Origin of the sequence: Actinoplanes cyaneus (assembly GCF_016862095.1) — a bacterium.
Classification (GTDB): Bacteria; Actinomycetota; Actinomycetes; order Mycobacteriales; family Micromonosporaceae; genus Actinoplanes; species Actinoplanes cyaneus.
This window is the reverse complement of record NZ_BOMH01000040.1, coordinates 23,338-48,499: the sequence shown is the minus strand read 5'-3', so window position 1 is coordinate 48,499 and position 25,162 is coordinate 23,338. Positions and strand designations below refer to the sequence as shown.

The following is a 25,162-nucleotide window of genomic DNA, read 5'->3' as shown; positions in this document are numbered from 1 at the left end:
GCTGGGCGCGACTGTCGCCCGTCGCCCGTCGCCCGTCGCCCGTCCGCCGTCCGCCGTCCGCCGCTCGCTGCTCGCCGTTCGCTTGTTCGGCGCGAGTTGGTTCTCGACGGCGGTCATTCAGTGGCGTGGTGGGTCGAATCGGACCCACGCGAGGAACCGGTCGTAGAGGTTCAGTGGCTTCTCGCCCTCGATGACCATGTCCTGGAGTGCCTCGTACATCTGCGCGGACAGGTAGATCCGCAGCAGCGACGGAAACGCGCGGTACTCGTACAGGAGTCTTGTCTGTGCGGTGGGGCACGGCCAGGGCCGGCCGCAGACGCGGCAGTTCCAGTTCGGCCGCTCGTGCAGGTGTTCGGTTCCTTGTGTGGTGGTCAACGCTGTTCCCCCCGAATCCGGCCCGCGATGGCGCCGGAGGACGATTTCCGCTCGGTGCGCCGCCCTTCTTCGCCGATGTGCCCGCTCAGCGCTGGTCCCGCCGTCGATGCAGATGGTTCTTGAACGGGTCGTTGCAGACCGCCCGATGCCACTGCCCTGGCGTCAGGTTCCCGGCGCGGCCCACGTTCGCCTCCCAATGCCGGGGCCGGGGCACCGCGGCGCGGCCCGCCGGGCGCCCGGCCGCCGTGCCCGGCTGAATGCCGTCCAGCCGGGCGCTGTTCGGGCTCGCCTGATCGTCGGACTCCTCCGGCCCGTCGCCGTCTGTTGCCGACGTGCGGCCCTCTGCTCGAGCGGAATCGCCTCCTCCGCCGGCCTGCGGTTCTCCGGCAGCGTCAGGGGAGTGGGACCGGGTAGGGGCCCGGCGCTGCTGGGGAACCACGGCTATCCGCGGCTTTTGCGGACCAGGAGGGGCTTTGTCGGAATGCGCGGGCGGATCCGTGCACTCCGGAATGGCGCCGCGCGGCGGGTAGGGCATGGCCGGCGCCGGCACCAGCCGGTCCACGCACGGGGCCGGCAACCCGCACCGGCAACGGCGCCACAGTGTGCGCCAGTCGCGGCGGTGACGAGGGGAGAAAGGCACCTGTTCACTTGTCGGGCGACATCTAGTCATGGCGACGATCCTAGAGGACCCGCGACTAGCTGTCTTCCGCCAACCTGCCGTACGCCTAATAGTCCCGCGCCTACGGTCGATCATGTGGGAGTGAAGCCGATCCGCCTCATGGGCGCACACGAGATCCGTATCCGCCTGGGCGGTGTGAGCCGTCAGAGGGCGTACCAGATCACCAGCCGCGCGGACTTTCCCAAGCCGGTCGCGGACCTGGCTCAGGGCAAGGTGTGGCAGACCGAGGACGTCGAGGCGTGGATGAAGGTCCACCGCCGTGACCTGGATGAATCCGAAGACTGATCGCTTCTGCGGCGGCCTGCGCCCACCCGCTGGGCCGGGCCGCCCGTCGCGGGAGCGGCCGTCCGTCGCACGTACAAAGTTTCCGCAGTAAATCGCGGCGGAAACCGTGGTCAGCGCCGTGCTCAAGATCCGTGCCGGGAAGGCGAGGATCCATTGCAGACAGTCCACTTTGCCGGGTTCTCGGCGACTGAGGCGCGCGGCAGCGTTCACCCGTTCGAGTGACGGTTTCCAGGGGGCTGACCGCCTCGGGGCGTGAGCATGATCCCGGTCTCGGTCCGCAGCACCAGACCGGCGGCCTCCAGCAGGGACAGGCGCCGCAGGACGGTACGCAGCTCCAGCCGGGCCGCCGCCGCGAGATCCTCCGGGGTGACCGTGCCGCGCCGGGGGAGAGCCTCCAGGATCAGCGCCGACTGCTCGTCCAGCCGGTCCCGGGCGTGCTCGCGTCCGCGTGGCTCCGGCTCCAGGTACTCCCCGATCAGGCCGACCTCCTCCAGCACGTCGGCGACCGAGGTGACCAGCCGGGCGGTCGGATACTTGCGCAACAGCTCGTGGCAGCCGACCGACATGGCCGAGGTCACCGGTCCCGGCACCACCATCCCGGGCCGGTTCAGGGCGAGCACCCGGCTCATCGTCTGGGTGGCACCGCTGCGCGCGGCCGCCTCCACCACGACGGTGCCCGCGGTGGCGGCCGCGATCACCCGGTTCCGGATCAGGAAGCGGTGCCTCAGCGGCTCGGCGCCGGGTGGCCATTCGCTGATCAGCAGGCCCCGTTCGGCGATCTGGGCGAACATCTCCGAGTTCGTGACCGGGTACGGCCGATCCACCCCGCACGCCAGCACCGACACCGTTGCGCCGTTCGCGGCGAGCGTGGCCCGGTGGGCTGCCGCGTCGATCCCGTACGCGCCGCCGGACACCACCGTCCAGCCCCGCTCGGCGAGCCCGTACGCCAGCTCGTTCGTCACGTGCGTGCCGTATCCGGTCGACGCCCGGGCTCCGACGATCGCCACCGACCGTTCCAGCGTGGGGCCGAGCGGCAGGTCTCCCCGTACCCAGAAGCAGAGTGGCGGCCGGGTGTCGCGGTTGACCCGCATGCCACTGTCGATCTCCAGCGCTGCCAGGGTGTCGACCCGGGCGGGCCACTCCGCGTCGGCGGGCACGACCAGCCGGGCACCGGCCTCCTCCGCGAGGCGCATCGCTTCCGCAGCGACCTCCCGTGCGTCCCCGGCCGCGCTCCGGGCGGAGATCGCGGACCGCAGCCACCGGTCCGGCACGTCCCCGGCGAGCAGCCTGTCCAGCGCGGCCGGCGCCCCGGCCTGCTGGACCAGCGTCCAGACCGCCCGGTTCCCCGGCTCGGCCAGCCAGGTGAGCGCGGCGCGGGCCATCCGGTCGGCGTGACTGCCCGGCTCGTTCATCGCCGCACCACCGACTCGTCGGCGAACAGGGACGTCGCGCCGGTCGGTGACGGGTCCTCGCCGACCGGCGGGGACGGTGGGCTGCCGGCCAGAGGCGGGATGCCGTGACCGGGCACCGGATCGCCGGCGGGGAGGGAGGCGAGCGGGGACGAATCGGCCTCGGGAAGAGGCCGGTCCGATCGCCCAGCGGTGAGGTGCGGCCGACGGGCGGCAGCCATCGGCGCTGGACCGGCGTTCCCCGTTCGCAGCTGCAGGGCTTCCGCCACGTCGTCGCCGCCGGGCCGGTCGCGCCCGTCCAGATCCGCGATGGTCCAGGCGAGCCGGAGCACCCGATCGAATCCCCGGGCCGAGACGGTGCCCCGATCCAGCGCGGTCCGCAGCGCGACGGTGTCCCGTGCGGGCAGGAGCCAGGGCGGTTGCCGCAGTTGTGGCCCCGGCACGTCGGCGTTGATCCGCCAGTCGCCCCGGGCGGCCCACCGGTGCACCGCCGCGACACGTGCGCGGAGGACGCGGGCCGCCACCGCCATCGACGACTCGGCCGGTCCGCCCGCCGTCATCAGCTGCGCGGATCGCATCGGCAGCAGGTCGATGCGGATGTCCACCCGGTCGAGCAGCGGGCCGGAGAGCCGGCCGATGTACCGCCGCCGGACCTGCGGGCTGCAGGTGCAGCGTTGATCGGTGGTGGCGCACGGGCAGGGGTTCGCGGCCAGGACGAGCTGCGCCCGCGCCGGGTACTCGGTGGTTCCGCGCGCTCGGGCCAGCACCACCCGCCCGCTCTCCAGCGGTTGCCGTAACGCCTGCAACGTGGTCCGCGGGATCTCCGGGGCCTCGTCGAGGAACAGCACGCCCCGGTGGGCGAGGGAGAGCGCCCCGGGCCGGGCCAGGCCGCTGCCTCCACCGATCAGCGCCGCCATGCTCGAGCTGTGGTGCGGCGCCTGATAGGGCGGGCGGCGGATCAGACCGCTTCCCGGCGGGAGCACCCCGGCGATCGACTGCAGCGCGGTCACCTCCAGCGCGGCCTCGTCGTCGAGCACCGGCAGGATCGACGGGAGCCGCTCGGCCAGCATGGTCTTGCCGGCCCCGGGCGGGCCCAGCAGGGCGAGGTGGTGGCCGCCGGCCGCGGCGATCTCCAAGGCGTAGCGGCCGAACTGCTGACCGGCGACGTCGGCCAGGTCGGGCCCGGTGACGGCCGGTGCCGGGGACTCCGGTGGGGGATCGAGCAGCCGGTCGTCGCCGCGGACGAAACCGACCAGGCGCCGCAGCGAGTCGACCGCGCGCACGGTGACGCCAGGCACCACGGTCGCCTCGCGGGCGTTGGGCAGCGGCACGATCACCCGGGTGATGCCGGCCTGGGCGGCGGCCGCCACCATCGGGAGCACGCCGCGGACCGGGCGGACCGTCCCGTCCAGGCCGAGCTCGCCGAGCAGGACCACGCCGTCCAGCGGCCCGGCCGGCAGGGCACCGGCGCCGGTCAGCAGCGCCGCGGCGATCGCCAGGTCGAAGCCGCTGCCGTGCTTGGGCAGGGCGGCCGGGAGCAGGTTGACGGTGATCCGCCCGGGCGGCCACTCGCACCCACTGTTCACCACCGCGGCGCGGACCCGGTCGCGGGCCTGCTGGAGGGCGGCGTCCGGCAGGCCGGTCAGCACCACGGCGGGCAGGCCCGGGGAGAGGTCGGCCTCCACCTCGACCAGGCGGCCGGCGACCCCGACCAGGCCGACGCAGAGCACTCGCGCGTAGCTCATCAGAACGCCGCCCGGAGGTGCACGACCCGGCTGGCGCCCCGCGGCTGCGGGAACACTTCCACCACGTCGAAGCGGACCTGTGGCGCGCGTGTGCCGGTCTCGGTCAGCCAGCGCACCGCCAGCCCGCGCAGTTTCCGCACCTTGCGGGCGTCGATCGCGCCGGCCGGCGGCCCGAATGTCGCCGTCCGCCGCGTCTTCACCTCGCAGAACACCACACAGTCGCCGTCCCGCAGGATCAGGTCGACCTCCCCGTCGGAACACCGCCAGTTGCGGGCCAGGATCACCAGGCCGCGCTCCTCCAGATGCCGGGCGGCGAGTCGTTCGCCGTACGCCCCGATCGCCTGCCGCTGAGTCGTCATGCCGCCGGACGGTGGCAGGAACGGCAGCTCGGAGCGTCCCTGCCTGTGGACAGAGCGTCGCTGTGGATATCCGTCAGACGCCGGTCGGGTGTGCTACGGCGGGGTCGAAGGAGGCACCTGCTGCCGGCGCGTGACGGAAGTGACGTTCACCTCGGCGCTGCCGACGCGGGCTCCCACGGCGTACGCCGCAATCGGTGTGATCTTGCTTGTCCGCGGCCGACCGGCGGTGGCCCGGAAAAGGGCCGTGGCTCGGGTGGGAAACAGGTTGGCGTATGCTTGGTCCCGGCGACCGCCCAGGCGGTCGACCTCGCGTGCCCTCCGACCGTTCCGACCGCTGCTCCTGGCGCGTCGGCCGGCGGCGACGGCCCTCCCTGGTCCCGATGATCTTTCGGGTCCGACTGTGGCCGGCGACCAGGCACCAGGACGCTCATCGTTGATGGGCGTGACAACCAGGGAAGATCAGGGAGTACCACCATGGCCGTCGTGACCATGCGCCAGCTGCTGGAGAGCGGTGTCCACTTCGGGCACCAGACCCGTCGCTGGAATCCGAAGATGAAGCGATTCATCATGACGGAGCGCAACGGGATCTACATCATCGACCTGCGCCAGACCCTCGAGTACATCGAGAAGGCGTACGCCTACGTCCGCGACACCGTCGCCGAGGGTGGCCACATCCTCTTCGTCGGCACCAAGAAGCAGGCGCAGGAGGCCATCGCCGAGCAGGCGACGCGGGTCGGTCAGCCGTACGTGAACCACCGTTGGCTCGGCGGCATGCTGACCAACTTCCAGACGGTGTACAAGCGTCTGCAGCGCATGAAGGAGCTCGAGGCTCTGGGTGACCTGACCGGCACGGCCGCGGGTTACACCAAGAAGGAGACCCTCCAGCTCTACCGTGAGAAGACCAAGCTCACCAAGACCCTCGGTGGCCTTCGGGACATGACCAAGACGCCGTCGGCGATCTGGGTCGTGGACACCAAGAAGGAGCACATCGCGGTCGACGAGGCGCGGAAGCTCAACATCCCGGTCATCGCGGTGCTGGACACCAACTGTGACCCGGACGAGGTCGACTTCCCGATCCCGGGCAACGACGACGCGATCCGCTCCGCCGAGCTGCTGACCAAGGTGATCGCCGCCGCCGTCGCCGACGGCTTGATCGCCCGTTCCGGCCGCAACCGTGGTGACGCGGACGCCAAGCCGGAGGCGGGCACCGTCGCCGCCGGTGAGCCGCTGCCCGAGTGGGAGCGCGACCTCTACGAGGGCGCCGACAAGAAGACCGACGAGGCTGCTCCGGCCGCCGCCGCTGAGCCGGCCGCCGCTGCCGCTGAGCCGGCCGCTGCCGCTGCTGAGCCGGCTGCTGCCGCTGCTGAGCCGGCTGCTGCCGAGCCGGTCGCTGCCGTCCCCGCCGAGTAAGTCGACCGACGTGCTTCCGGCCGCCGCTGTGACCAGGCGGCGGCCGTTTTCCCGACTGACATCGAGAGAAGAGTCATGGCTAACTACACCGCCGCGGACGTGAAGAAGCTCCGCGAACTCACCGGTGCCGGCATGATGGACTGCAAGAAGGCCCTGGAGGAGTCCGACGGCGACTTCGAGAAGGCCGTCGAGTTCCTGCGCATCAAGGGTGCGAAGGACGTCGGCAAGCGGGCCAGCCGCACCGCCGCCAACGGCATCGTCAGCCACTCGGGCAACGCTCTGCTCGAGCTGAACTGCGAGACCGACTTCGTCGCCAAGACCCCCGACTTCGTCGCGCTGGGCCAGCGCCTGGTGGAGTTCGGCGAGAAGAACAACATCGCCGACGCCGCCGCGCTGCTCGCCGCCACGATCGAGGACGGCAAGACCGTCGCCGACCTGGTTCAGGACTACGCCGCGAAGATCGGTGAGAAGATCGTCCTGAACCGCTTCACGATCGTTGACGGCACCGTCGCGGTCTACCTGCACCGCAAGGCGCAGGACCTGCCGCCGCAGGTCGGCGTCCTGGTGCAGTACACCGGCAAGGACGACGAGGCGGCCGACTCGGACGCCCGCGGCATCGGCATGCAGATCACCGCGATGCGGCCGAAGTACCTGACCCGCGAGGAAGTCCCGGCCGAGGTCGTCGAGTCGGAGCGCCGGATCGCCGAGCAGACCGCTCGCGAGGAGGGCAAGCCCGAGCAGGCGATCACCAAGATCGTCGAAGGCCGGGTGAACTCCTTCTTCAAGGACTTCGTCCTGCTGGAGCAGGCTTCGGTCGTCGACAACAAGAAGACCGTCAAGCAGATCGCCACCGAGGCCGGGATCGAGCTCACCAAGTTCGTCCGGTTCGAGGTCGGCCAGGAGTAAGGCACCACACAGCAATGGCACGGGAGGTCGGGTACGCGATTGAGCGTCCGGCCTCCCGGTCGCATAAGGTCTCCTGCAGAACTGAAGGGAAGGCGGGTCTCATGACGATGGTGACCGAGCAGTCCGCCACGGTCGACGAGAACCCGCCGGCCATGCGGCCGCGCCGGGTCGTGCTGAAGCTGTCCGGCGAGGTTTTCGGCGGCGGCGCGGTCGGCGTCGACCCCGATGTGGTGCAGGCGCTCGCCAAGCAGATCGCCACGGTGAACCGGCGGGGCATCCAGGTCGCCGTCGTGGTCGGCGGCGGCAACTTCTTCCGCGGCGCCGAGCTGCAGAAACGCGGCATGGACCGGAACCGGGCCGACTACATGGGCATGCTCGGGACGGTGATGAACTGCCTGGCCCTCCAGGACTTCCTGGAGAAGGAGGGCATCGAGACCCGGGTGCAGACGGCCATCACGATGGCCCAGGTCGCCGAGCCGTACATTCCGCTGCGCGCGATCCGCCACCTGGAGAAGGGCCGCGTCGTGATCTTCGGCGCCGGCGCCGGCATGCCGTATTTCTCCACCGACACGGTGACCGCTCAGCGCGCCCTCGAGATCCACGCCGACATGGTGCTGATGAGTAAGAACGGCGTCGACGGGGTCTACACCGCCGACCCCCGGATCGACCCGGCCGCGCAGAAGCTGGACAACATCACGTTCCAGGAGGTCATCCAGCGCGGGCTGCGGGTGGCCGACCAGGCCGCGTTCAGCCTCTGCGAGGAGAACAAGCTCCAGATGCTCGTCTTCGGCGCGGATGGTGACGACACCATCGTGCGCGCCTGTGCCGGCGAGAAGATCGGCACTCTGATCACCGCCTGAGCTCGCGCTCGAACCGCAAGCCACATTCCGCACCACTGAAGAGAGCGAGGAGAGCCGGTGATCGAGGAAATCCTTTTCGAGGCCGAAGAAAAGATGGAAAGCGCGGTCGAGCACGCGAAGGAGGAGTTCGCCGCCATCCGGACCGGCCGGGCCACTCCCGCGATGTTCTCGAAGATCGTGGTGGACTACTACGGCGCACCCACCCCGGTGACGCAGATGGCCTCGGTCGGCGTCCCGGAGCCGCGCATGGTCATCGTCAAGCCGTATGACAACACCCAGCTCGGCCCGATCGAGCGTGCCATCCGTGACTCGGACCTCGGCGTCAACCCGAACAACGAGGGCACCCAGCTGCGCATTCACCTCCCGCAGATGACCGAGGAACGCCGCCGCGAGATGATCAAGGTGGCGCGGAGCAAGGCGGAGGAGGGCCGGGTCGCGATCCGCAACGTGCGCCGCAAGGCCAAGGAGCAGATCGACAAGCTGGTCAAGGACGGCGAGACCGGCGAGGATGATGGTCGTCGCGCCGAGAAGGAGCTCGACGACGTCACCCACCGGTACGTCGCGGTGGTCGACGAGCTGGTCAAGCACAAGGAAGCCGAGCTGCTCGAAGTCTGATGTCCTACCTCGATCCGCGTGCCGGGCAATCCCCCGGCGAGTCGTACGCCGAGGCGGCGTACGAGAATCCCGCCTGGCACGCGGACGACAAGGCGCCGGCCGAGGAGGCCAAGCGTGGTCCCGGCAGGCGCCGTGCCGGTCGCGGTCGCGCGCCGGAGGGCAAGAGCCGGGCCGGCCGCAACCTCCCGGCCGCCATCGCGGTCGGGCTCAGCCTGGGCCTCGTGGTCCTCGCCTCCCTGCTGGTCTGGTCGCCGGCCCTGCTGGGCGTGCTGGTCGTGGCCGCCGGCGTCGGGGTCTGGGAGACCGCCCGGGCGATGAACGTTGCCGGCTCCCACCCGCCGGTCGTCCCGTTGATCGCCGGGACGGTCGGGATGACCGGTCTGGCGTGGTATGCGGGTCCCGACGCGCTGGCCCTGGGCCTGCTCGCGACGATCGGGGCCTCGGCCCTGTGGCGTCTCGCCGACGGCGTGAGCGCGGTGCGCCGTGACTTCACCCCGATCACGCTGATCGCGGTGTATGTGCCGTTCCTGCTCAGCTTCGCCGCGATGCTGGTGCAGCCGGACGACGGCAAGTGGCGCGTGCTGGCCACGGTCGCCGGCGTGGTGCTCTCCGACACCGGTGGTTACGCCGCCGGCGTGTTCCTCGGCAAGCACCCGATGGCTCCGAAGATCAGCCCCAAGAAGTCCTGGGAGGGCTTCGCCGGCTCGATCACCGCCTCCGCGATCGGCTCCGCCGCGCTGCTGTTCTTCCTGATGGACATCCCGGTCTACTACGGGCTGCTGTTCGGCGCCGTGATCTCGGTGGTCGCGGTCCTGGGCGACCTGGCCGAGTCGATGCTGAAGCGCGACCTCGGCGTCAAGGACATGAGCAACCTGCTGCCCGGCCACGGTGGGCTGATGGATCGGCTGGACTCCATCCTCTTCGCGGTCCCCACGGCCTACCTGCTCTTCGCGATCATCGCGCCGAACTAGCCATGGGCGACCTGCCGGTGGAGCGTGGGAGACTGGATACGCCATGACGATTCTTCCGGTCATCCCGATCAGTCCCGACCAGCCCGACGCGGTGTCCACCCGCCGCCGTCCCAGCATGCCTCCGCGCCACCTCGCCGACCTCGACCTCGCCGCGCGCCAGGCCGCGGTGACCGCTCTCGGCGAGCCGGCCTTCCGGGCCAAGCAGCTCTCCACCCACTACTTCGGCCGCCTGGTGCGTGACGCCGCCGCGATGACCGACCTGCCGTCGGCCACGCGTGACAAGCTCACCGCCGAGCTGCTCCCCACGCTGCTGACCCCGATCCGTGAGCAGGCCTGCGACGACGGCGCCACCCGCAAGGCGCTCTGGCGGTTGCACGACGGCGCGCTCGTGGAGAGCGTGCTGATGGGCTATCCGGACCGGGTCACCGCCTGCGTCTCCAGCCAGGCCGGCTGCGGCATGGCCTGCCCGTTCTGCGCGACCGGCCAGCAGGGCCTGACCCGCAACCTGTCGGTCGCCGAGATCGTCGACCAGGTGGTCTATCTGGCCGGGGTCGCCGCCTCGGGCGCGGTCACCGGTTCGCCGCCCCGCCTGTCCCGGGTGGTCTTCATGGGGATGGGCGAGCCGCTGGCCAACTATCCCCGGGTCATCGAGGCGGTTCGCCGCCTGACCACTCCGGCTCCGGAGGGGCTCGGTCTTTCACAACGGCACATCACGGTGTCCACGGTGGGTTTGGTGCCCGCGATGCGCCGGTTGATCGCCGAACAGCTCTCGGTGACTCTTGCGTTGTCACTGCATGCCCCCGATGATGATCTGCGCGATGAGCTTGTGCCCGTCAACCAGCGTTGGAAGGTGGCCGAGGTGCTCGATGCCGCGTTCGATTACGCGGCGCAGACCGGCCGTCGGGTCTCCATCGAATACGCCCTGATCCGGGACGTAAACGATCAGCCCTGGCGTGCCGACCTGCTCGGCCGCCTACTGCACGGCAAGCTGGCCCATGTGAATCTCATCCCGCTCAACCCGACCCCGGGCAGCAAGTGGGATGCCAGCCCCAAGCCGGTCGAGCGGGAGTTCGTCCGGCGGCTGCGCGAGGCCGGCGTGTCGACCACGGTCCGCGACACCCGCGGCCGGGAGATCGACGGCGCCTGCGGCCAGCTGGCCGCGGGAGAGTTGACGCGGGCGGGCGCAGGGGGCGTCGCGGCCGACGCGGAGGTGGCACAGTGACTGGGCGGAAGTCCCAGCGAGCGGAGTGGGAGACGTTGTGAGTAGTCAGGGACAGCGTTTCCGGCGGCGTGCGCTGCGCCGGGGCTACAAGGTCGATGAGGTCGACGCCTTCCTGGACCGGGTCGAGGCGACCCTGGCCGGGGAGCAGGTCGGCCCGCCCGTCGCCGCTCAGGAAGTGCACGACGTCGTCTTCCGCGTGCGTTTCGGTGGTTACGACGAATGGCAGGTGGACCTGCACCTCGACCGGGTGGAGCGCCAGCTCGCCGAGTTCGAGGAGCGCGGCAACCGGCCGATCGACTCGATGCGTGACTCGATGCGCAGTGGCCTGACCGCCGAGCGCTCCGGTGCCATCGACCGTGGCTCCATCGACCGGTCCGGCCCGATCGGCCAGCCCAGCGGCCCGCCCGCGCTGTCCGGCGGCATGCCGCGCAACGGCATGGCGGGCGCCGGCATGGGCATGGGTGGCCCGCAGCAGCCCGGTGGTCCCCAGCAGCCCGGCCCGCCGCAGTTCGGCAACCCGAACCAGCAGCAGTACGGTGGCCCCGGCCCCGGGCAGCCGCAGTTCGGCAATCCGGGGATGGGCCCCGGCATGAACCCGGGCATGGCGCAGACCGAGCGGCTCCCCGCCCCGGTCCGCGACGACCGGATGATGCCGCCCGGGGGCATGCCCCCGCAGATGCCGCAGCGCCAGCCGATGCAGCAGCAGCAGCCGGATCCGTATGGTGGTGGCCGTTACGACGAGCCCACGAGCTACGGCGCCCAGCCGCAGCTCCCGCAGCGCCAGGCCCCGCAGGGCTATGACCAGGGCGGTTACGACGAGCCCACGACGTTCGGCGGCTTCGAGCCGGGTCGGCACGGCCGCACCGACATGACCGCCGAGATCCGCATGCCCGACCGTGACCCGCGCAATGACCCGCGCAATGATCCGCGCAGCGGTGGTTACGGTGGCCCGCAGCAGCTGCCGCCCGGCCCGCCCATGGGCGGCGGCCCGATGCAGCCGCCGCCGGCCGGGATGCCGGGCTCACCGGCGCCGGGCGCTCCGATGAGCGGCCCGCCCGGTGGCTACGGTCAGCCTCAACCGCAGCAGCCGCAGCAGCCGCAGATGGGGCCGCCGATCGGCGAGCCCGGCGGCGAGCTCTACCGGGTGGACCAGTTGCGCCGCACGTTCCAGCCGCGGCGCTTCGGCAGCGGTTACGACCCGATGCAGGTGGACCGGCTGTTCGAGGGCATCCTGCAGGCGATGACCGGTCGCGGCCCGATGCCGGTGAACGAGAACGACCTCGACATGCTCCAGTTCGGCCTGGTGCCGAACGGGTATTTCGAGGCCGAGGTCGACGCCGCCCTGCGCGAGGTGAAGGACATCCTGCTGCGCGGCGGTCGCCGGTAACGACGGCAAACGTGAAAGGGCCCGCCGGGAGCGGGCCCTTCTGCGTTGCCTGACGATTCAGTCGTTCGGCCGCAGACCGGCCTTGCGCAGCACGATGTCACCGATCACCACGGCGACGAGGCCGACCGCGAGCAGGACGAGCCACACCTTCTCCGTGTTGCCCTCCTGGTTGCCCCAGAAGAACATGAGCAGCACCACAGCGGAGATGATCGCGCCTCGCTGGGCCCGCCGGCGGTTGGTCGGCTTCAGCTGGTCCGGAGCGTGGACGTCCTGGTGTTCTTCCAACGCCGACACGTCGGTCCTCCTCGTCGATGATCTGAGCGTCGTCCACAGTCTGTCACGGGGCCGCTGGGCGCGAGCCAGCAACCCGGCTGTACTTTCGATGCGGCCACCAAGCCGCCGAAGGTACGGTTACAAGCCGCCGAAGCAGAGGAGCGACAAGTGCGGATCACGGGCACCGGCCATGCGAGCATGCGGATCGACACGGCCGCGGGCAGCATTCTGACCGATCCGTGGGTGAATCCGGCGTATTTCGCCTCTTGGTTCCCGTTCCCGGACAACTCTCAGCTCGACTGGGAGACGCTGGGCGACGTCGACTACCTCTACGTCTCCCACCTGCACCGGGACCACTTCGACGCCGAGCACCTCAAGCGGTTCATCAGCAAGAAGGCGACAGTCCTCCTCCCGGAGTACCCGACGAGTCAGCTCGAGGACGAGCTGCGTGACCTGGGCTTCACCAGCTTCCTGCGGACGAGGTCGGACGAGGTGCACGAGCTCGACGGCGGCCTCAAGATCATGATCCAGGCGCTGATCAGCCCGACCGACGGCCCGATCGGCGACTCGTCGCTCTGGGTGGAATATGACGGCATCCGCCTGCTCAACCAGAACGACGCCCGCCCGGCCGACCTGACCCGCTTCAACGAGCTGGGCCACGTGCACGCGCACATGCTGCAGTTCTCCGGCGCGATCTGGTACCCGATGGTCTACGAGCTGCCGGAGACCGCGAAGACCGCCTTCGGCAAGCAGAAGCGCGACCGGCAGTTCGACCGCACGTGGCGTTACATCGACGACCTGAAGGCCGACTTCGTCTTCCCGATCGCCGGCCCGCCGTGCTTCCTCGACGACTCGCTCTGGCAGTTCAACGACATCCACGGTGACGAGGGCAACATCTTCCCCGACCAGTCGGTCTTCCTCACGGAGTATGCGAAGGTCGGCGGCACGAACGCGGTCGTCCAGCTCCCGGGCAGCGTGACGACCCTCACCGACGGCGGCACGAAGCAGACCACCGAGCATCCGATGCCGGTCGACGAGTTCTTCGCCAACAAGACCGCCCACCTGGAGGAGATGCGGGAGCGCAAGGCCCCGATCATCGCCGCCGAGAAGGCGTCCTGGCGGCACCCCGAGATCGATGTGCTCGGCGAGCTGAAGAAGCGCATCGAGCCGCTCCTGGAGGAGTCGATCTACCTGGCGAACGGGGTCGGCGGCCCGGTCCGCTTCGACCTCACCGACTCGTTCGGCCCGGACGGCGAGGTCCTCGAGTCGATCGTCGTCGACTTCCCCGGCAAGCAGGTCCGGCCGTATGCGGACGAGAAGGTGCGCTACCGCTTCAAGACCGGCCGCGCCCTGATCGAGCACCTGATCCACATCGACGAGGGCGACTGGGTCAACTCGCTCTTCCTCTCCTGCCGCTTCTCCGCGGCCCGGATCGGGCAGTACAACGAGTTCGTCTACGCCTTCTTCAAGTGCCTCTCCGAGGAGCGCCTGCAGTACGCGGAGGGCTGGTACGACGAGCACGAGAAGGCGGTCGACGCCGAGGACACCCAGTTCGGCGACTGGACGGTGCAGCGCCGCTGCCCGCACCTCAAGGCCGACCTGTCCCGCTTCGGCGTCCTCGACGGCAACGTCCTGACCTGCCAGCTGCACGGCTGGAAGTTCGACCTGCCGAGCGGCCGCTGCCTCACCGGTGTCGGCCACAAGATCCGGGCCCACAAGACCGAAACCCCTTAGACCCGTCTTTTGGTACGGGCGTTGTGGCCCCCAACCGCAGACCACAACGCCCGCCCCGCGGTCCGCGGCGCCCAGCCACCCCGGGCCGCAAGCGCGCCGCCGCCCGAATCCGTGCGACACAAGCCCCACCCCACTCCAGCCCGCAACGCGACTCGCGCCCCTCGGCTGCTCAGGGGTGTATCAAGCCGGGGAAACACCCTTGAGGGCCAGCCGGCCAAGCGTGAGGCGCGTCGCAGGCTTGGCCTCGCTCCAGCCGGCAGCGCGGCTCGCGCCGCTCGGCTGGTGCTCAGGGGTGTATCAGGCCGGGAAAACACCCCTGAGAGCCAGCTGGAGGACTGCCGGAAACCGCCTGCCGCGGCCGGGAGGTCCCCAGGTGCGGCAGGCGGTGCCGGACGGGCTCGGGGTGTCGTTCGCCGCGGTGTGGGGCGGTCAGGAGCGGCCGAGGTCCTTGAGGATGCGGACGGCGGCGTTGTGGCCGGCGGCCCCGATGACGCTGCCGGCGGGGTGGGTGCCGGCCGACCCCGCATACAGCCCGTCGACCCCGGTGAAGTAGGGCATGCGCTGGTCGAAGGCGACAGTGTTGTCGACGTGGTGGATGTGCCCGCCGGTGATGCCGAAGTGCTGCTCGATCCCCGGTGGCGTGAGCGGGAACACGTCGGCCACCAGCTCGGACGTGCCCGGCGCGTAACGGTCGCAGATGGCGAGCAGGCGATCGACGTACGCGGGAAGCTCCTCGTCCCAGGAAGTGCCGGCCGGCTCGAACGGGACCGACTGCACGAAGAGCGCTGACGAGTGGTGCCCCGCGTCGTCCCGCAGCGACGGGTCGACGGTGGTGTGCACGTACCACTCGATGGTCGGCTCGTCCGGCAGTTTCCCGGCCTGCACGTCGGCCCACATGGCACGCAGCGCGGCCATCGGCGAGTCCCCGGCGCCCGGCAGCAGATGGATCGTCGAGCCGAACGGTGACGGCGACCCCTCCGGCAGGCAGCTGAACCTCGGCAGGTCCCGCAGCGCCAGGTTGACCTTGAGCGTGGTCCCGGGCTTCTTGACCCCGGACAGACGCGTGGTCAGCGCGGCCGGCAGCGTGCCGTCCGGGACCAGGGACATCAGCCGGTACGGATCACAGCTGCCCAGCACCACGCGGGCGGAGACCGACCGGCCGTCGGCGAGCACGACGCCACTGGCCGCGCCCCCGTCGACGGTCACCGACGCCACCGCGGCGTCCGTGAACAGGCGCGCCCCGGCCGCCCGGGCCGCGTCGGCGAACGTGCGCGACACGGTGCCCATGCCGCCCTCGGCGATCATCCAGGTGCCGTCCGAGCCGGGCAGCCGGCACATGTTGTGCACCAGGAAGTTGTGTCCGGTGCCCGGGTCGTCGGGGCCCGCGGTCAGCCCGGAAAGGCCGTCCGTCACGGCGTACATACTGGTCAGAAGTTCGCTCTTGAAGCCGAACCGGGCGAGGTAGTCGGCCACCGAGCCGCGCACGAGATCCAGGAAGGTGCTCTGCAACTGCGGGCGGATGTAGCGGTCGGCGATCTGCTCGACCGAGCCCGGCTCCTCCAGCCAGGAGGGCGCGAGGTCGGCCCGGAGCGCGCCGATCTCCACGGCGAGAGCCTCGTCGGCGGCCGCGTCGCGCGCCGAGAAGAACGTCTCCAGCTGCCGGCGGGTGGCCTCGCGGTCACGGCCGAACAGCAGGTGCGGCGAGCCGGCCGGGCCGGGCGTCGGCAGGAAGTAGTGCGGGTCGCGGCGCAGCATCGGGATGTCCACGTCCAGCGTCCGGAGCAGCTCCGGCGGCATCAGGCCGAGCAGGTACGAGCCGGTGGACTGGCCGAGGCCGGGCACCCGGGGGAACGGGTGCTCGGTGCGGGTCGCGCCGCCGAGCACCCCGGCCGCCTCGAGCACGACGACGTCGAGCCCGGCGCGGGCCAGCAGGATCGCGGACACCAGGCCGTTGTGACCGGCTCCGATGATCACCACGTCGGCGCGGTCGGGAAAGGAGGTCATGCCGAGCGACGCTACCTCGCGATGGTGTCCTCCGCCCTAGCCGATTCGTCCGATAAATGAGGCTTGACGGCGTGTGTCGCCGCGAATCCGACCAGGACGATCGTGTGGAACAGGTAGAGCCACAGGCCGACCGCGACCGTCCCGCCGATCGCGTCGAATCCACCGAACGGCGTGCCGAGCTTCAGCGGAAGGGAGCAGAACAGCACGAAACCGTGCAGGAACCCGGAGAGGTTCGCCGCCGTGAACGAGCCGATCAGGGTGGTGGCCAGCCACGGTGGCCGGCCCGGCGCGACGTACCGGAAGACCCAGATCACCACGGGCGTCAGCACCAGCCAGGCGGCCAGGAACGACAGCACCACCCCGAGCACCGACCACCAGCCGCCGCGGATCCACAGCGCGCTGGTCGTCGGCAGCGCCAGGAAGAGCGCGAGCAGCAGCGCCGGGGCGGCGGCCAGCAGTGGCAGCCACAGGAGCCGGCCTCGCCAGCCGACCAGCGACTCGCCCGACGTGCGGTAGATCGAGACGAAGGCGCGGCGCAGGCCCTCGCCGTACAGGGTGGCGGGCAGCAGGCTGGCCAGCGCCAGCAGCGGGGTCAGGTGCAGGCCCGCCTCGATCAGCGCGGCGAGGGCACGCGGCGCGCCGATCTCGTCCGGAAGGGCCGCGATGGTACGGCCGGTCAGCCTGCGCACCCGGTCCGCGCCGGCCACCAGCCCGGTCAGCCAGATCGCCAGCAGCGCCACCGGCACCACCGCGATCCCGCTGTAGAACGTCACCGCCGCGGCGTGCAGCGCGAGATCGCGTCCACGCAGCGGCCGGAGCACCGCCGCCACCACTCGCCGCACCCTGATCATCACGGCTCTGAGGTACCCCGTCGCGGTCCTCCGCTCACTATGATCTGGCGTTCATGACCACCGATACGTCGTTCGCCTTCTCCGTGGGGCCGGACGAGCGGGCGGCGCGGGCCGCCGTCAAGCACTTCCTGCGGCCGTCCTTCACGCTGCTCCGGGGCGCCGGACTGGCGATGTTCCTGGTCGGGCTCTTCCTGCTGTTCTGGGAGCAGTACCTGGTGGCACTGCTGATCATCCTGCTCGGGCTCGGTTTCGCGCTCGTGGTGCCGCCCCGCACGCTGCAGCGGGTGATGAAGCGGGTCGGGCCGATGGTCGGGCTCGGATCCGCCTACCGCATCGACGGGCAGGGCATCTTCGCCGCCAACGAACTGGCCGAGGTGCTGTACCGATGGCCGGCGCTGACCAGGGTCGACGAGTTGCCCGGGATCCTGCTGGTCGCCGTGGGGGAGAGCGGATTCGTGTCGATCCGCACCGGCGAGCTCGATCCGCCGACCCGGGCCGAGCTCACCGGCTACGTCCGGGCAAGGGTCGGCCGGGGCTGAGGGCGGGGCTGAGAGCGGCGAGGGCAGGGCGAGGGTCGGCCGAGGCCGGGGGCGGCGGGTCCGGGAAGATGGGCGGCATGCGAGACCTCGTCCTGCTCGGCTCCACCGGATCCATCGGCACCCAGGCCATCGACATAGTTCGCCGCAACCCGGACCGGTTCCGGGTGGTCGCGCTCGGCGCGGGCGGGGGCAACGTCGGGCTGCTCGCCGCGCAGGCGCTCGAGTTCGGCGTCGACGTGGTCGGGGTCGCGGCCGCCTCCGTCGTACAGGATCTGCAGCTGGCCTTCTATGCCGAGGCGCAGAAGCGCGGCTGGTCCTCCGGTGACTTCAAACTTCCCAAGATCGTTGCGGGGCCGGACGCGATGACCGAGCTCGCGCGGTGGCCCGCCGACGTGGTGCTCAACGGCGTCGTCGGCAGTCTCGGCCTGGCGCCGACGCTGGCCGCGCTCGAGGCGGGCCGGATCCTCGCCCTGGCGAACAAGGAATCCCTGGTCGCGGGCGGCCCGCTGGTCCGGCGGATCGCCAAGGAGGGGCAGATCGTCCCGGTCGACTCCGAGCATTCCGCGCTCGCCCAGTGTCTCCGGGGCGGACGAGCCGATGAGGTACGTCGCCTGGTGCTGACCGCCAGCGGGGGAGCGTTCCGCGGTCGTCGCCGCGACGAGTTGACGAACGTCACGCCCGAGGAAGCGCTCAAGCACCCGACGTGGGACATGGGCCCGGTCGTCACGATCAACTCGGCGACGATGGTGAACAAGGCGCTCGAGGTGATCGAGGCGCACGAGCTGTTCGCGGTGCCCTACGACGACATCGAGGTGATGGTGCACCCGCAGTCGGTGCTGCACTCGATGATCGAGTTCACCGACGGTTCCACGCTCGCCCAGGCCAGCCCGCCGGACATGCGCCTGCCGATCGCGCTGGCCCTGGCCTGGCCGGAGCGGGTGCCGGGGGCGGCCGCCGCGGTCGACTGGACGCTCGCGCACAACTGGGAGCTGCGCCCGCTGGACAACGAGGCGTTCCCGGCGGTCGAGCTGGCCAAGGAGGCGGGCCGCACCGGGCGTTGCCGGCCGGCCATCTTCAACGCGGCGAACGAGGAGTGTGTGGCCGCTTTCGCCGCGGGTCGGCTACCGTTCTTGGGCATCGTCGACACCCTGGAACGGGTGCTCGCGGCTGCCCCGGATTTCGCGGAGCCGGGTACCGTCGATGACGTGCTGGCCGCAGAAGCCTGGGCGCGTGCCCAGGCGCAGCGGACGATCGCCACTGTGGCTGAAGGAGCCTGATGCTGTTCTGGCTGGGTGCGGCGGCCTTCGCGCTGACCATCCTCGTCTCGGTGAGCCTGCACGAGCTGGGTCACATGATCACCGGCAAGCGCTTCGGCATGAAGGTGACGCAGTACTTCGTGGGCTTCGGGCCGACGATCTTCTCGTTCAAGCGCGGCGAGACGGAATATGGGCTGAAGGCCATCCCGCTCGGCGGCTTCTGCAAGATCGTCGGGATGACCCCGCAGGACGACGACGTCCTGCCGGAGGACCAGCCGCGGGCCATGTGGCGCTTCCCGGTGTGGAAGCGGACGATCGTGATGTCCGCCGGCTCGATCACCCACTTCCTGCTGGCCCTGGCCGGGGCGTGGGTGATGGCCGCCTCGGTCGGCCTGCCGAACATCCATCTCCCGCAGACCTCCGCCGACCAGCGGACGTACCCGGCGCTCATCCAGGTCGGCGAATGCCTCCCGGTGCAGACCGAGCTCAAGAAGCTGGACGAGGCGACCCAGAAGAGGATCGCGGGCGAGGAATGCAAGCCGGGCGTGAACGGTGCGATCGTGCCACCGGCCAAGGCCGCCGGCCTGCAGGATCTGGACCGGATCACCAAGGTGGGCCAGACCCCGGTCGAGAATTACGGTCAGCTCACCGACGCCATCCGGGCCTCGCCCGCCGGCCCGACCGTCTTCGAGTATGTGCGCGACGGTCAGACCCGTACCGCCACGGTGAACCTGGTCAGTGACGAACGGGCGCCGCTCGAGGACCCGAAGGGCAAGGTCTCCCTCGTCTCGGTGGCCGGTCTCGGCTGGAACACCGATCAGCCCTACGTGATCAAGTACAGCGTCGCCGGCGCCGTTCCCGCGGCCGGGGAGTACGGCTGGTATCTGGTCGAGAACTCGTTCAAGGCGATGGGGAAGATCCCGCAGAAGATCCCGGCGCTGTGGCACTCGATCACCGGTGACGAGCGTGACCCGGACACCCCGATCAGCGTGATCGGCGCGAGCCGGCTCGGCGGTGAGGCGATCGAGAAGGGGGTGCCGGAGGTCTTCTGGCAGATCTTCATCTCGCTGAACGTGTTCATCGGCCTGTTCAACCTGCTGCCCCTGCTCCCGCTCGACGGCGGTCACATCGCCATCGCGTGGTACGAACGGGTCCGCTCCGCGCTCTACAAGCGGTTGCGGCGACCCGACCCGGGGCGTGTCGACTACTACAAACTCATGCCGCTCACCTACGCGGTCATCCTGATCGGTGGTGCGTTCACCCTGTTGACCGCCACCGCTGACATCATCAACCCGATTACGATCTTCAAGTGAGTGAGTCGATGACCGCCATCAGTCTCGGAATGCCGGCCGTACCCCCGCCGCCGCTGGCCCCGCGCCGCCAGAGCCGGCAGATCAATGTCGGTGGCGTCCTGGTCGGTGGCGGCGCCCCGGTCAGCGTCCAGTCGATGACCACCACGCTCACCTCGGACGTCAACGCGACGCTGCAGCAGATCGCCGAGCTGACCGCGTCCGGCTGCCAGATCGTCCGGGTCGCCGTGCCGTCGCAGGACGACGTCGAGGCGCTGCCCGCGATCGCGAAGAAGTCGCAGATCCCGGTGATCGCCGACATCCACTTCCAGCCGAAGTACGTGTTCGCCGCGATCGACGCCGGCTGCGCCGCGGTCCGGGTCAACCCGGGCAACATCCGGCAGTTCGACGACAAGGTGAAGGAGATCGCGAAGGCGGCCTCCGGCGCCGGTGTCCCGATCCGGATCGGCGTCAACGCCGGCTCGCTCGACAAGCGCCTCCTGGAGAAGTACGGCAAGGCCACCGCCGAGGCGCTGGTCGAGTCGGCGCTCTGGGAGTGCTCGCTCTTCGAGGAGCACGGCTTCCGCGACATCAAGATCTCGGTCAAGCACAACGACCCGGTCGTCATGATCCGGGCGTACCGGCAGCTCGCCGAGCAGTGCGACTACCCGCTGCACCTCGGCGTGACCGAGGCCGGGCCGGCCTTCCAGGGCACGATCAAGTCGGCCGTGGCGTTCGGCGCGCTGCTCGCCGAGGGCATCGGCGACACCATCCGGGTCTCGCTCTCCGCCCCGCCGGTCGAGGAGATCAAGGTCGGTCAGCAGATCCTGGAGTCCCTCGGCCTGCGCGAGCGTGGCCTGGAGATCGTCTCCTGCCCGTCCTGCGGCCGCGCCCAGGTCGACGTCTACACGCTGGCCGAGCAGGTCACGGCCGCGCTCGACGGCTTCCCGGTGCCGCTGCGGGTGGCCGTGATGGGCTGCGTCGTGAACGGGCCCGGCGAGGCTCGGGAGGCAGACCTCGGTGTCGCCTCCGGCAACGGCAAGGGCCAGATCTTCGTCAAGGGCAAGGTTATCAAGACCGTGCCGGAGGCGATCATCGTCGAGACGCTCGTCGAGGAGGCGCTGCGGCTGGCCGACGAGATGGGCGCCGAGCTGCCGGACGAGCTGCGCGAGCTGCTCCCCGGCCCGGTCGTCACCGTCCACTGAGCGGGGCTCACGCCGTACCGAATCGGAATTCTGTTTGAAGGAAGCCCGGGCCGCGATGCGTGCCCGGGCTTTCGGCTCGGTGTTGGGCTTTCAGGTCGGTGCCTGGCTTTCGGCCCTGCTTCGGGTCAGTGCCCGGCTTCGGGTCAGAAGAGGACGGTGGCGAAGGCGCCGGCGGAGACGAAGCCGCAGTTCTGATAGACGCGGCGCGCTGACGTGTTGTAGTCGTTGACGTAGAGGCTGACCGTCGGCGCGACCCGGCGCAGCGCGTCGTCGACCACCGCCGCCATCGCCGCCGTCGCGATGCCGCGGCCCCGGTATTCCGGGTGCACCCAGACGCCCTGGACCTGTGTCGTCCGCCGCGTGATGATCGCCAGCTCGGCCTTGAAGATCACCTGGTCGCCGACGAACCGCGCATAGGCCCGCTTGCCCTTGACCAGCTCGGCGACCCGCCGCCGGTAGCCGCGCCCGCCGTCGTCCTGCAGCGGCGAGACCCCGACCTCCTCGGTGTACATCGCGACCGCGGCCGGGAACAGCTGATCCACCTCGCCGGGCCGGACCAGGCGCACCTCCGGATCGGCCGCGACCACCGGCGACCGGTCGGTGACCAGCAGCGGCTGGTGGGGCCGCACGTCCCGCGCCCGCCCCCAGTGGACGCTCAGCCGGTCCCACAGATCGAGCACCGCCTCGGCCCGCCCGATGATCGACGAACAGATCCGCGGCTCGTGGCTGAGCAGGTCGGCGAAGGCCGCGATGGCCGGCGGGGTGGCGCCGACCGGCACCAGATGCGCGCCGGACCAGATGATCGACTCGACGCGGCGGGCGGGCTCATAGCCGTAGATCCGCCCGTCGGACCGCCACCAGTTCAGCCCGTGGGCGGCGACACGCTCGGCGATCTGGGCGCCCGCATAGGGGTCGGCGTCCAGGATCCGCTCGACCGCAGCACGCTCCGGCTCACCGAGCTGGCGAATGGGCACCGTCAACACAGCTACCACATTGCCAGATCCCGGCCTCTCGACACGCATGGCAACCCCATCAGTTCGGAAACCCTTGCAGCCGACACGTTGCCGATATATCGTCTAGCTATCGACAACAGAACGGAGAAGGTCATGAGGTTCCCCCACGAGAGTCATCACGGACGTCGCATGCGCGGTTTCGGCTTCCCGCCCGGATTCCCCTTCGGTTCCGGTGGCCCGGGCGGTCACGGCGGGTTCGGTCCCGGCGGCGCGTTCGGCCCTGGTGGCGGTGAGTTCGGCGGGCGAGGCGGTGGTCGCCGCGGCGGTCGCGGCCGGCTCAACGTCCGCCCCGCCGTCCTGGCGCTGCTGCTGGAGCGCCCCATGCACGGCTACGAGATGATCCAGGAGCTGGATGCCCGCACCAACGGGATCTGGCGCCCCAGCCCCGGCTCGATCTACCCCACCCTCCAGCTGCTGGAGGACGAGGGCCTGATCGAGGCGACCGCCGAGGGCGGCCGCAAGAGCTACCAGCTCACCGCCGACGGCCGGCCCGAGGCCGAGACCGCCGCGCAGAACCCGCCGTGGGCGCAGTTCGGCGACGACACCCTCAACCAGGTGCAGGACTTCCGCGACGCGGCGGTCGGCATCTTCAGCGCGCTCAAGCAGGTCGGGTTCTCCGGCACGCCGGAGCAGCGTCAGCGGGCACTCGAGGTGCTCAACGACACCAAGCGCAAGCTGTACGCGATTCTCGCCGACGGCGAGTGACAGCGGTGACTGCGGAAAACCTGGGGCCGTCGCCGGTCCAGGCCCGCGGGAAAGGAGCGCAATCCTTCGGGTTGCGCTCCTTTCGCTTCGGTACGCCGTTTGCCCCGCTCATCTCGTTCGCACTGGTCACGCCCGGCGTGGCGAGGTCAGTCGAGCCCGGTGAGCCCCAGCAGCTCGTGCAGGGCGGCCTGCCCGGCCGGCGTGACACGGACCGCCCGGCCCGAGCCGATCCGGGTCACCCAGCGCCGATCGAGGAACGTCTCGCAGACCCGTGCCCCGGCCAGCCCGCCCAGATGTGATCGCCGCTCGGTCCAGTCCAGGCACGCCCGGGCCAGTGGCCGCCGGCCCGCCCGCAGCCGATCGGGCGCCACGCCCAGCCGGTCCGTCAGCCAGGTCAGCCCGTCGTCGGTGACCGCGAAACCGGCCGCCTGGTCGAGCACTCCCGCGGCGGTCAACGCGTCGGTGACCGCCACGCCGAGCCGCCCCGCGAGGTGGTCGTAACAGGTTCGGCCGCGGCGCAGGGCGGCATCCGCCGTCGCCGCCCGCAGGCCGCGCGCCGGTGGGAGGCCGGGCTCGAGGCGGGCGGTGATGTCCTCCAGCAGGCCGGCGACACCGGGGTCGGCGAGCCGGACGTACCGGTGCCGCCCCTGCCGCGCCTCGACCAGCAGGCCGCCGCCGATCAGCCGGTCCAGGTGACCGGTCGCCGTCGACCGGGCCACGCCGGCGTGCGCGGCCAGCTCGCCCGCGGTCCACGCGCGGCCGTCGAACAGGGCGAGGCACATCGCGGCCCGGGTGCGGTCGGCGAGCAGGGCCGCGAACGCCGCCAGTTCCGAGGCATCACTCATGGCGCCATTGTTCGCCGGCGACGGTTCGGCGCCCGCCGAAGTGCCGCGATGCCGCACGGCCCGGCGACGATGCCCGCCGCGATGCCGCACGACTTCGTCGCAGGCGCCCGCGGTGATCGCCGGGGTGGTGTGAACCGGCCGGCGTGAGGTGAGGCACAGCGCTGGATGGCCGGCGTGCGGTCAGGCGGGGCGGCCGAGCGCGGCGATCAGCGACATCAGCGCGGAGAAGCCGCCACGCTCCAGCTCCGGCGTCGGCAGCAGGGCCATCACCGGGACGGTGACCCCGGCGTCGGCGTAGACCCGGACCCGGGCTCGGACCTGGTCCGGAGCGCCGTGCACGATCAGCTCGTCGACCAGCGAATCCGGGATGGCGGCCAGCGCGCCCTTGCGGTCCCCGGACTCCCAGGCCTGCCACATCGGGGCGAGGATCTCCGACCGGCCCAGCCAGCGGTGGAACGCGGCATAGGCGGGAACGGTCAGATACGACGTGATGAGCCGGCGGCCGATGCTCCGCGCGTAGGCCGCGTCGTCGGTGGGGACGACGAAGATCCGGGTCGCCACGTCGAAATCCGGGCCGGTGTCCTTGATCTCGGCGAGCGCGGTGTGCACGTCGCCGGCGGAGAGCCAGTTGAGGATCACGCCGTCGGCCTCGGCGGCTGCCAGGTGCAGCATCTGCGGGCGTAGCGCGGCCAGCATGATGCGCGGCGGGACGGCCGGCGGACGCTCCAGGCGGAAGCGTTTCACGGTGAACGTGGAGAACTCCTGGTCGACCAGCTCGCCGGCGAGCGCGCCGCGCAGGAAGCGGAGCGTGTCGCGGCTGCGCGCGAACGGCTTGACGAACTCTGCCGCGTTCCAGTCGCCGGCCACCACCGGTGACGACGCGCCGATCCCGAACTGGAACCGCCCGGGCGCGGTCTCGGCGAGCGCCGCCGCGGTCATCGCGAGCAGGCCGGGCCCGCGCGTGTAGACGGGGGCGATCGCGGTGCCGAGGCGCAGCCGTGGCTCCCAGGCCGCGGCGAGCGTGAGTGGCGTGAACGCATCGGTGCCGGCCACCTCGGAGGACCACGCGTCGGTGAACCCGGCATCGGCCAGAGCAGTGAAAACGGCAGCGTGATCGGCCAGCGGAACGCCACCGAGCGGCACGGTCATGCCCCATCGCATCGACATGACCCCGATCCTGCCGGTCACCCGGGCGTGATGTCCACCACCTGTGGACAGTCCCACG

The 25,162-nt window shown here is 70.8% G+C and carries 23 protein-coding genes and 1 pseudogene; 14 read left to right on the top strand and 10 right to left on the bottom strand.

What is annotated here, in order from left to right; genetic code table 11:
- Window positions 1–117: 117 nt before the first annotated feature.
- Window positions 118–375: a hypothetical protein gene (locus Acy02nite_RS26910; RefSeq protein WP_203745393.1), complete on the bottom strand. Its 258-nt coding sequence runs from the start codon at window positions 373–375 to the stop codon at window positions 118–120.
- Window positions 376–1,153: 778 nt separating this feature from the next.
- Here Acy02nite_RS26910 and Acy02nite_RS26905 point away from each other — a divergent pair.
- Entirely contained in the window at window positions 1,154–1,339 is a 186-nt protein-coding gene (locus Acy02nite_RS26905; RefSeq protein WP_203745562.1) for a DNA-binding protein, read from the top strand.
- A 206-nt stretch (window positions 1,340–1,545) separates the two neighbouring features.
- Here Acy02nite_RS26905 and dprA read toward each other — a convergent pair whose 3' ends face one another.
- The 3 genes and pseudogenes from dprA to Acy02nite_RS26890 form a co-directional block, all read right to left on the bottom strand.
- Window positions 1,546–2,751, bottom strand: a complete 1,206-nt coding sequence (dprA, locus tag Acy02nite_RS26900; protein WP_203745391.1) for a DNA-processing protein DprA — start codon at window positions 2,749–2,751, stop codon at window positions 1,546–1,548.
- 230 nt (window positions 2,752–2,981) lie between these two features.
- A pseudogene (locus Acy02nite_RS26895) lies at window positions 2,982–4,493 on the bottom strand (YifB family Mg chelatase-like AAA ATPase); the annotation flags it as partial.
- Window positions 4,493–4,852, bottom strand: coding sequence for a YraN family protein (locus tag Acy02nite_RS26890; protein ID WP_203745384.1), 360 nt, complete (start codon window positions 4,850–4,852; stop codon window positions 4,493–4,495). The gene Acy02nite_RS26890 and the pseudogene Acy02nite_RS26895, both read right to left, overlap by 1 nt.
- Window positions 4,853–5,326: 474 nt before the next feature.
- On the opposite strand from Acy02nite_RS26890, the gene rpsB reads away from it, so the two are divergent.
- The 7 genes from rpsB to Acy02nite_RS26855 all read left to right on the top strand — a co-directional run bounded on the left by rpsB (window position 5,327) and on the right by Acy02nite_RS26855 (window position 12,223).
- Window positions 5,327–6,262 (top strand): 30S ribosomal protein S2, encoded by a 936-nt coding sequence (gene rpsB, locus Acy02nite_RS26885; RefSeq protein ID WP_203745382.1) that lies wholly within the window; start codon window positions 5,327–5,329, stop codon window positions 6,260–6,262.
- A 75-nt stretch (window positions 6,263–6,337) separates the two neighbouring features.
- Entirely contained in the window at window positions 6,338–7,168 is an 831-nt protein-coding gene (gene tsf, locus Acy02nite_RS26880; protein WP_203745380.1) for a translation elongation factor Ts, read from the top strand.
- 107 nt (window positions 7,169–7,275) lie between these two features.
- Window positions 7,276–8,028: a UMP kinase gene (pyrH, locus tag Acy02nite_RS26875; RefSeq protein WP_203745560.1), complete on the top strand. Its 753-nt coding sequence runs from the start codon at window positions 7,276–7,278 to the stop codon at window positions 8,026–8,028.
- 57 nt (window positions 8,029–8,085) lie between these two features.
- Window positions 8,086–8,643, top strand: a complete 558-nt coding sequence (gene frr, locus Acy02nite_RS26870; protein ID WP_203745378.1) for a ribosome recycling factor — start codon at window positions 8,086–8,088, stop codon at window positions 8,641–8,643.
- A complete protein-coding gene (locus Acy02nite_RS26865; RefSeq protein ID WP_203745376.1) occupies window positions 8,643–9,614 on the top strand; it encodes a phosphatidate cytidylyltransferase in 972 nt (323 codons plus the stop codon). The genes frr and Acy02nite_RS26865 overlap by 1 nt, the downstream gene beginning before the upstream one ends.
- Window positions 9,615–9,657: 43 nt before the next feature.
- Window positions 9,658–10,836 carry a dual-specificity RNA methyltransferase RlmN gene (gene rlmN / locus Acy02nite_RS26860; protein WP_203745374.1) on the top strand — a complete coding sequence of 393 codons (1,179 nt, stop codon included), beginning with the start codon at window positions 9,658–9,660 and terminating at the stop codon, window positions 10,834–10,836.
- Between the two features lie 37 nt (window positions 10,837–10,873).
- Window positions 10,874–12,223: a DivIVA domain-containing protein gene (locus Acy02nite_RS26855; protein ID WP_203745372.1), complete on the top strand. Its 1,350-nt coding sequence runs from the start codon at window positions 10,874–10,876 to the stop codon at window positions 12,221–12,223.
- Between the two features lie 57 nt (window positions 12,224–12,280).
- Here the strand turns inward: Acy02nite_RS26855 and Acy02nite_RS26850 are convergent, their stop codons facing one another.
- Window positions 12,281–12,517, bottom strand: coding sequence for a DUF2631 domain-containing protein (locus Acy02nite_RS26850; protein WP_203745370.1), 237 nt, complete (start codon window positions 12,515–12,517; stop codon window positions 12,281–12,283).
- A 153-nt stretch (window positions 12,518–12,670) separates the two neighbouring features.
- Between Acy02nite_RS26850 and Acy02nite_RS26845 the strand changes: the two genes are divergently transcribed.
- Window positions 12,671–14,230 (top strand): Rieske 2Fe-2S domain-containing protein, encoded by a 1,560-nt coding sequence (locus tag Acy02nite_RS26845; RefSeq protein ID WP_203745558.1) that lies wholly within the window; start codon window positions 12,671–12,673, stop codon window positions 14,228–14,230.
- Between the two features lie 429 nt (window positions 14,231–14,659).
- Here Acy02nite_RS26845 and Acy02nite_RS26840 read toward each other — a convergent pair whose 3' ends face one another.
- Window positions 14,660–16,234, bottom strand: coding sequence for a phytoene desaturase family protein (locus tag Acy02nite_RS26840; RefSeq protein ID WP_203745367.1), 1,575 nt, complete (start codon window positions 16,232–16,234; stop codon window positions 14,660–14,662).
- 11 nt (window positions 16,235–16,245) lie between these two features.
- A complete protein-coding gene (locus Acy02nite_RS26835; RefSeq protein ID WP_203745556.1) occupies window positions 16,246–17,085 on the bottom strand; it encodes a YhjD/YihY/BrkB family envelope integrity protein in 840 nt (279 codons plus the stop codon).
- Between the two features lie 53 nt (window positions 17,086–17,138).
- On the opposite strand from Acy02nite_RS26835, the gene Acy02nite_RS26830 reads away from it, so the two are divergent.
- The 4 genes from Acy02nite_RS26830 to ispG all read left to right on the top strand — a co-directional run bounded on the left by Acy02nite_RS26830 (window position 17,139) and on the right by ispG (window position 21,374).
- Entirely contained in the window at window positions 17,139–17,624 is a 486-nt protein-coding gene (locus Acy02nite_RS26830; protein WP_203745365.1) for a hypothetical protein, read from the top strand.
- A 68-nt stretch (window positions 17,625–17,692) separates the two neighbouring features.
- Window positions 17,693–18,901, top strand: coding sequence for a 1-deoxy-D-xylulose-5-phosphate reductoisomerase (gene dxr, locus Acy02nite_RS26825; RefSeq protein WP_203745363.1), 1,209 nt, complete (start codon window positions 17,693–17,695; stop codon window positions 18,899–18,901).
- A complete protein-coding gene (locus Acy02nite_RS26820; RefSeq protein WP_203745361.1) occupies window positions 18,901–20,193 on the top strand; it encodes a M50 family metallopeptidase in 1,293 nt (430 codons plus the stop codon). The genes dxr and Acy02nite_RS26820 overlap by 1 nt, the downstream gene beginning before the upstream one ends.
- An 8-nt stretch (window positions 20,194–20,201) precedes the next feature.
- Window positions 20,202–21,374 (top strand): flavodoxin-dependent (E)-4-hydroxy-3-methylbut-2-enyl-diphosphate synthase, encoded by a 1,173-nt coding sequence (ispG, locus tag Acy02nite_RS26815; RefSeq protein WP_203745549.1) that lies wholly within the window; start codon window positions 20,202–20,204, stop codon window positions 21,372–21,374.
- A 143-nt stretch (window positions 21,375–21,517) separates the two neighbouring features.
- On the opposite strand, the gene Acy02nite_RS26810 is transcribed toward ispG, so the two are convergent.
- Window positions 21,518–22,357 (bottom strand): GNAT family N-acetyltransferase, encoded by an 840-nt coding sequence (locus Acy02nite_RS26810; RefSeq protein WP_203745359.1) that lies wholly within the window; start codon window positions 22,355–22,357, stop codon window positions 21,518–21,520.
- A 123-nt stretch (window positions 22,358–22,480) separates the two neighbouring features.
- On the opposite strand from Acy02nite_RS26810, the gene Acy02nite_RS26805 reads away from it, so the two are divergent.
- Window positions 22,481–23,092 carry a PadR family transcriptional regulator gene (locus tag Acy02nite_RS26805; protein WP_203745357.1) on the top strand — a complete coding sequence of 204 codons (612 nt, stop codon included), beginning with the start codon at window positions 22,481–22,483 and terminating at the stop codon, window positions 23,090–23,092.
- Window positions 23,093–23,238: 146 nt separating this feature from the next.
- On the opposite strand, the gene Acy02nite_RS26800 is transcribed toward Acy02nite_RS26805, so the two are convergent.
- Together Acy02nite_RS26800 and Acy02nite_RS26795 are read right to left on the bottom strand one after the other, a co-directional pair.
- Window positions 23,239–23,937 carry an ArsR/SmtB family transcription factor gene (locus Acy02nite_RS26800; RefSeq protein ID WP_203745355.1) on the bottom strand — a complete coding sequence of 233 codons (699 nt, stop codon included), beginning with the start codon at window positions 23,935–23,937 and terminating at the stop codon, window positions 23,239–23,241.
- Between the two features lie 180 nt (window positions 23,938–24,117).
- The gene (locus Acy02nite_RS26795) at window positions 24,118–25,104 is read right to left on the bottom strand and encodes an LLM class F420-dependent oxidoreductase (RefSeq protein ID WP_239175234.1); all 987 of its coding nucleotides are present in this window, start codon (window positions 25,102–25,104) and stop codon (window positions 24,118–24,120) included.
- Between the last annotated feature and the right edge of the window lie 58 nt (window positions 25,105–25,162).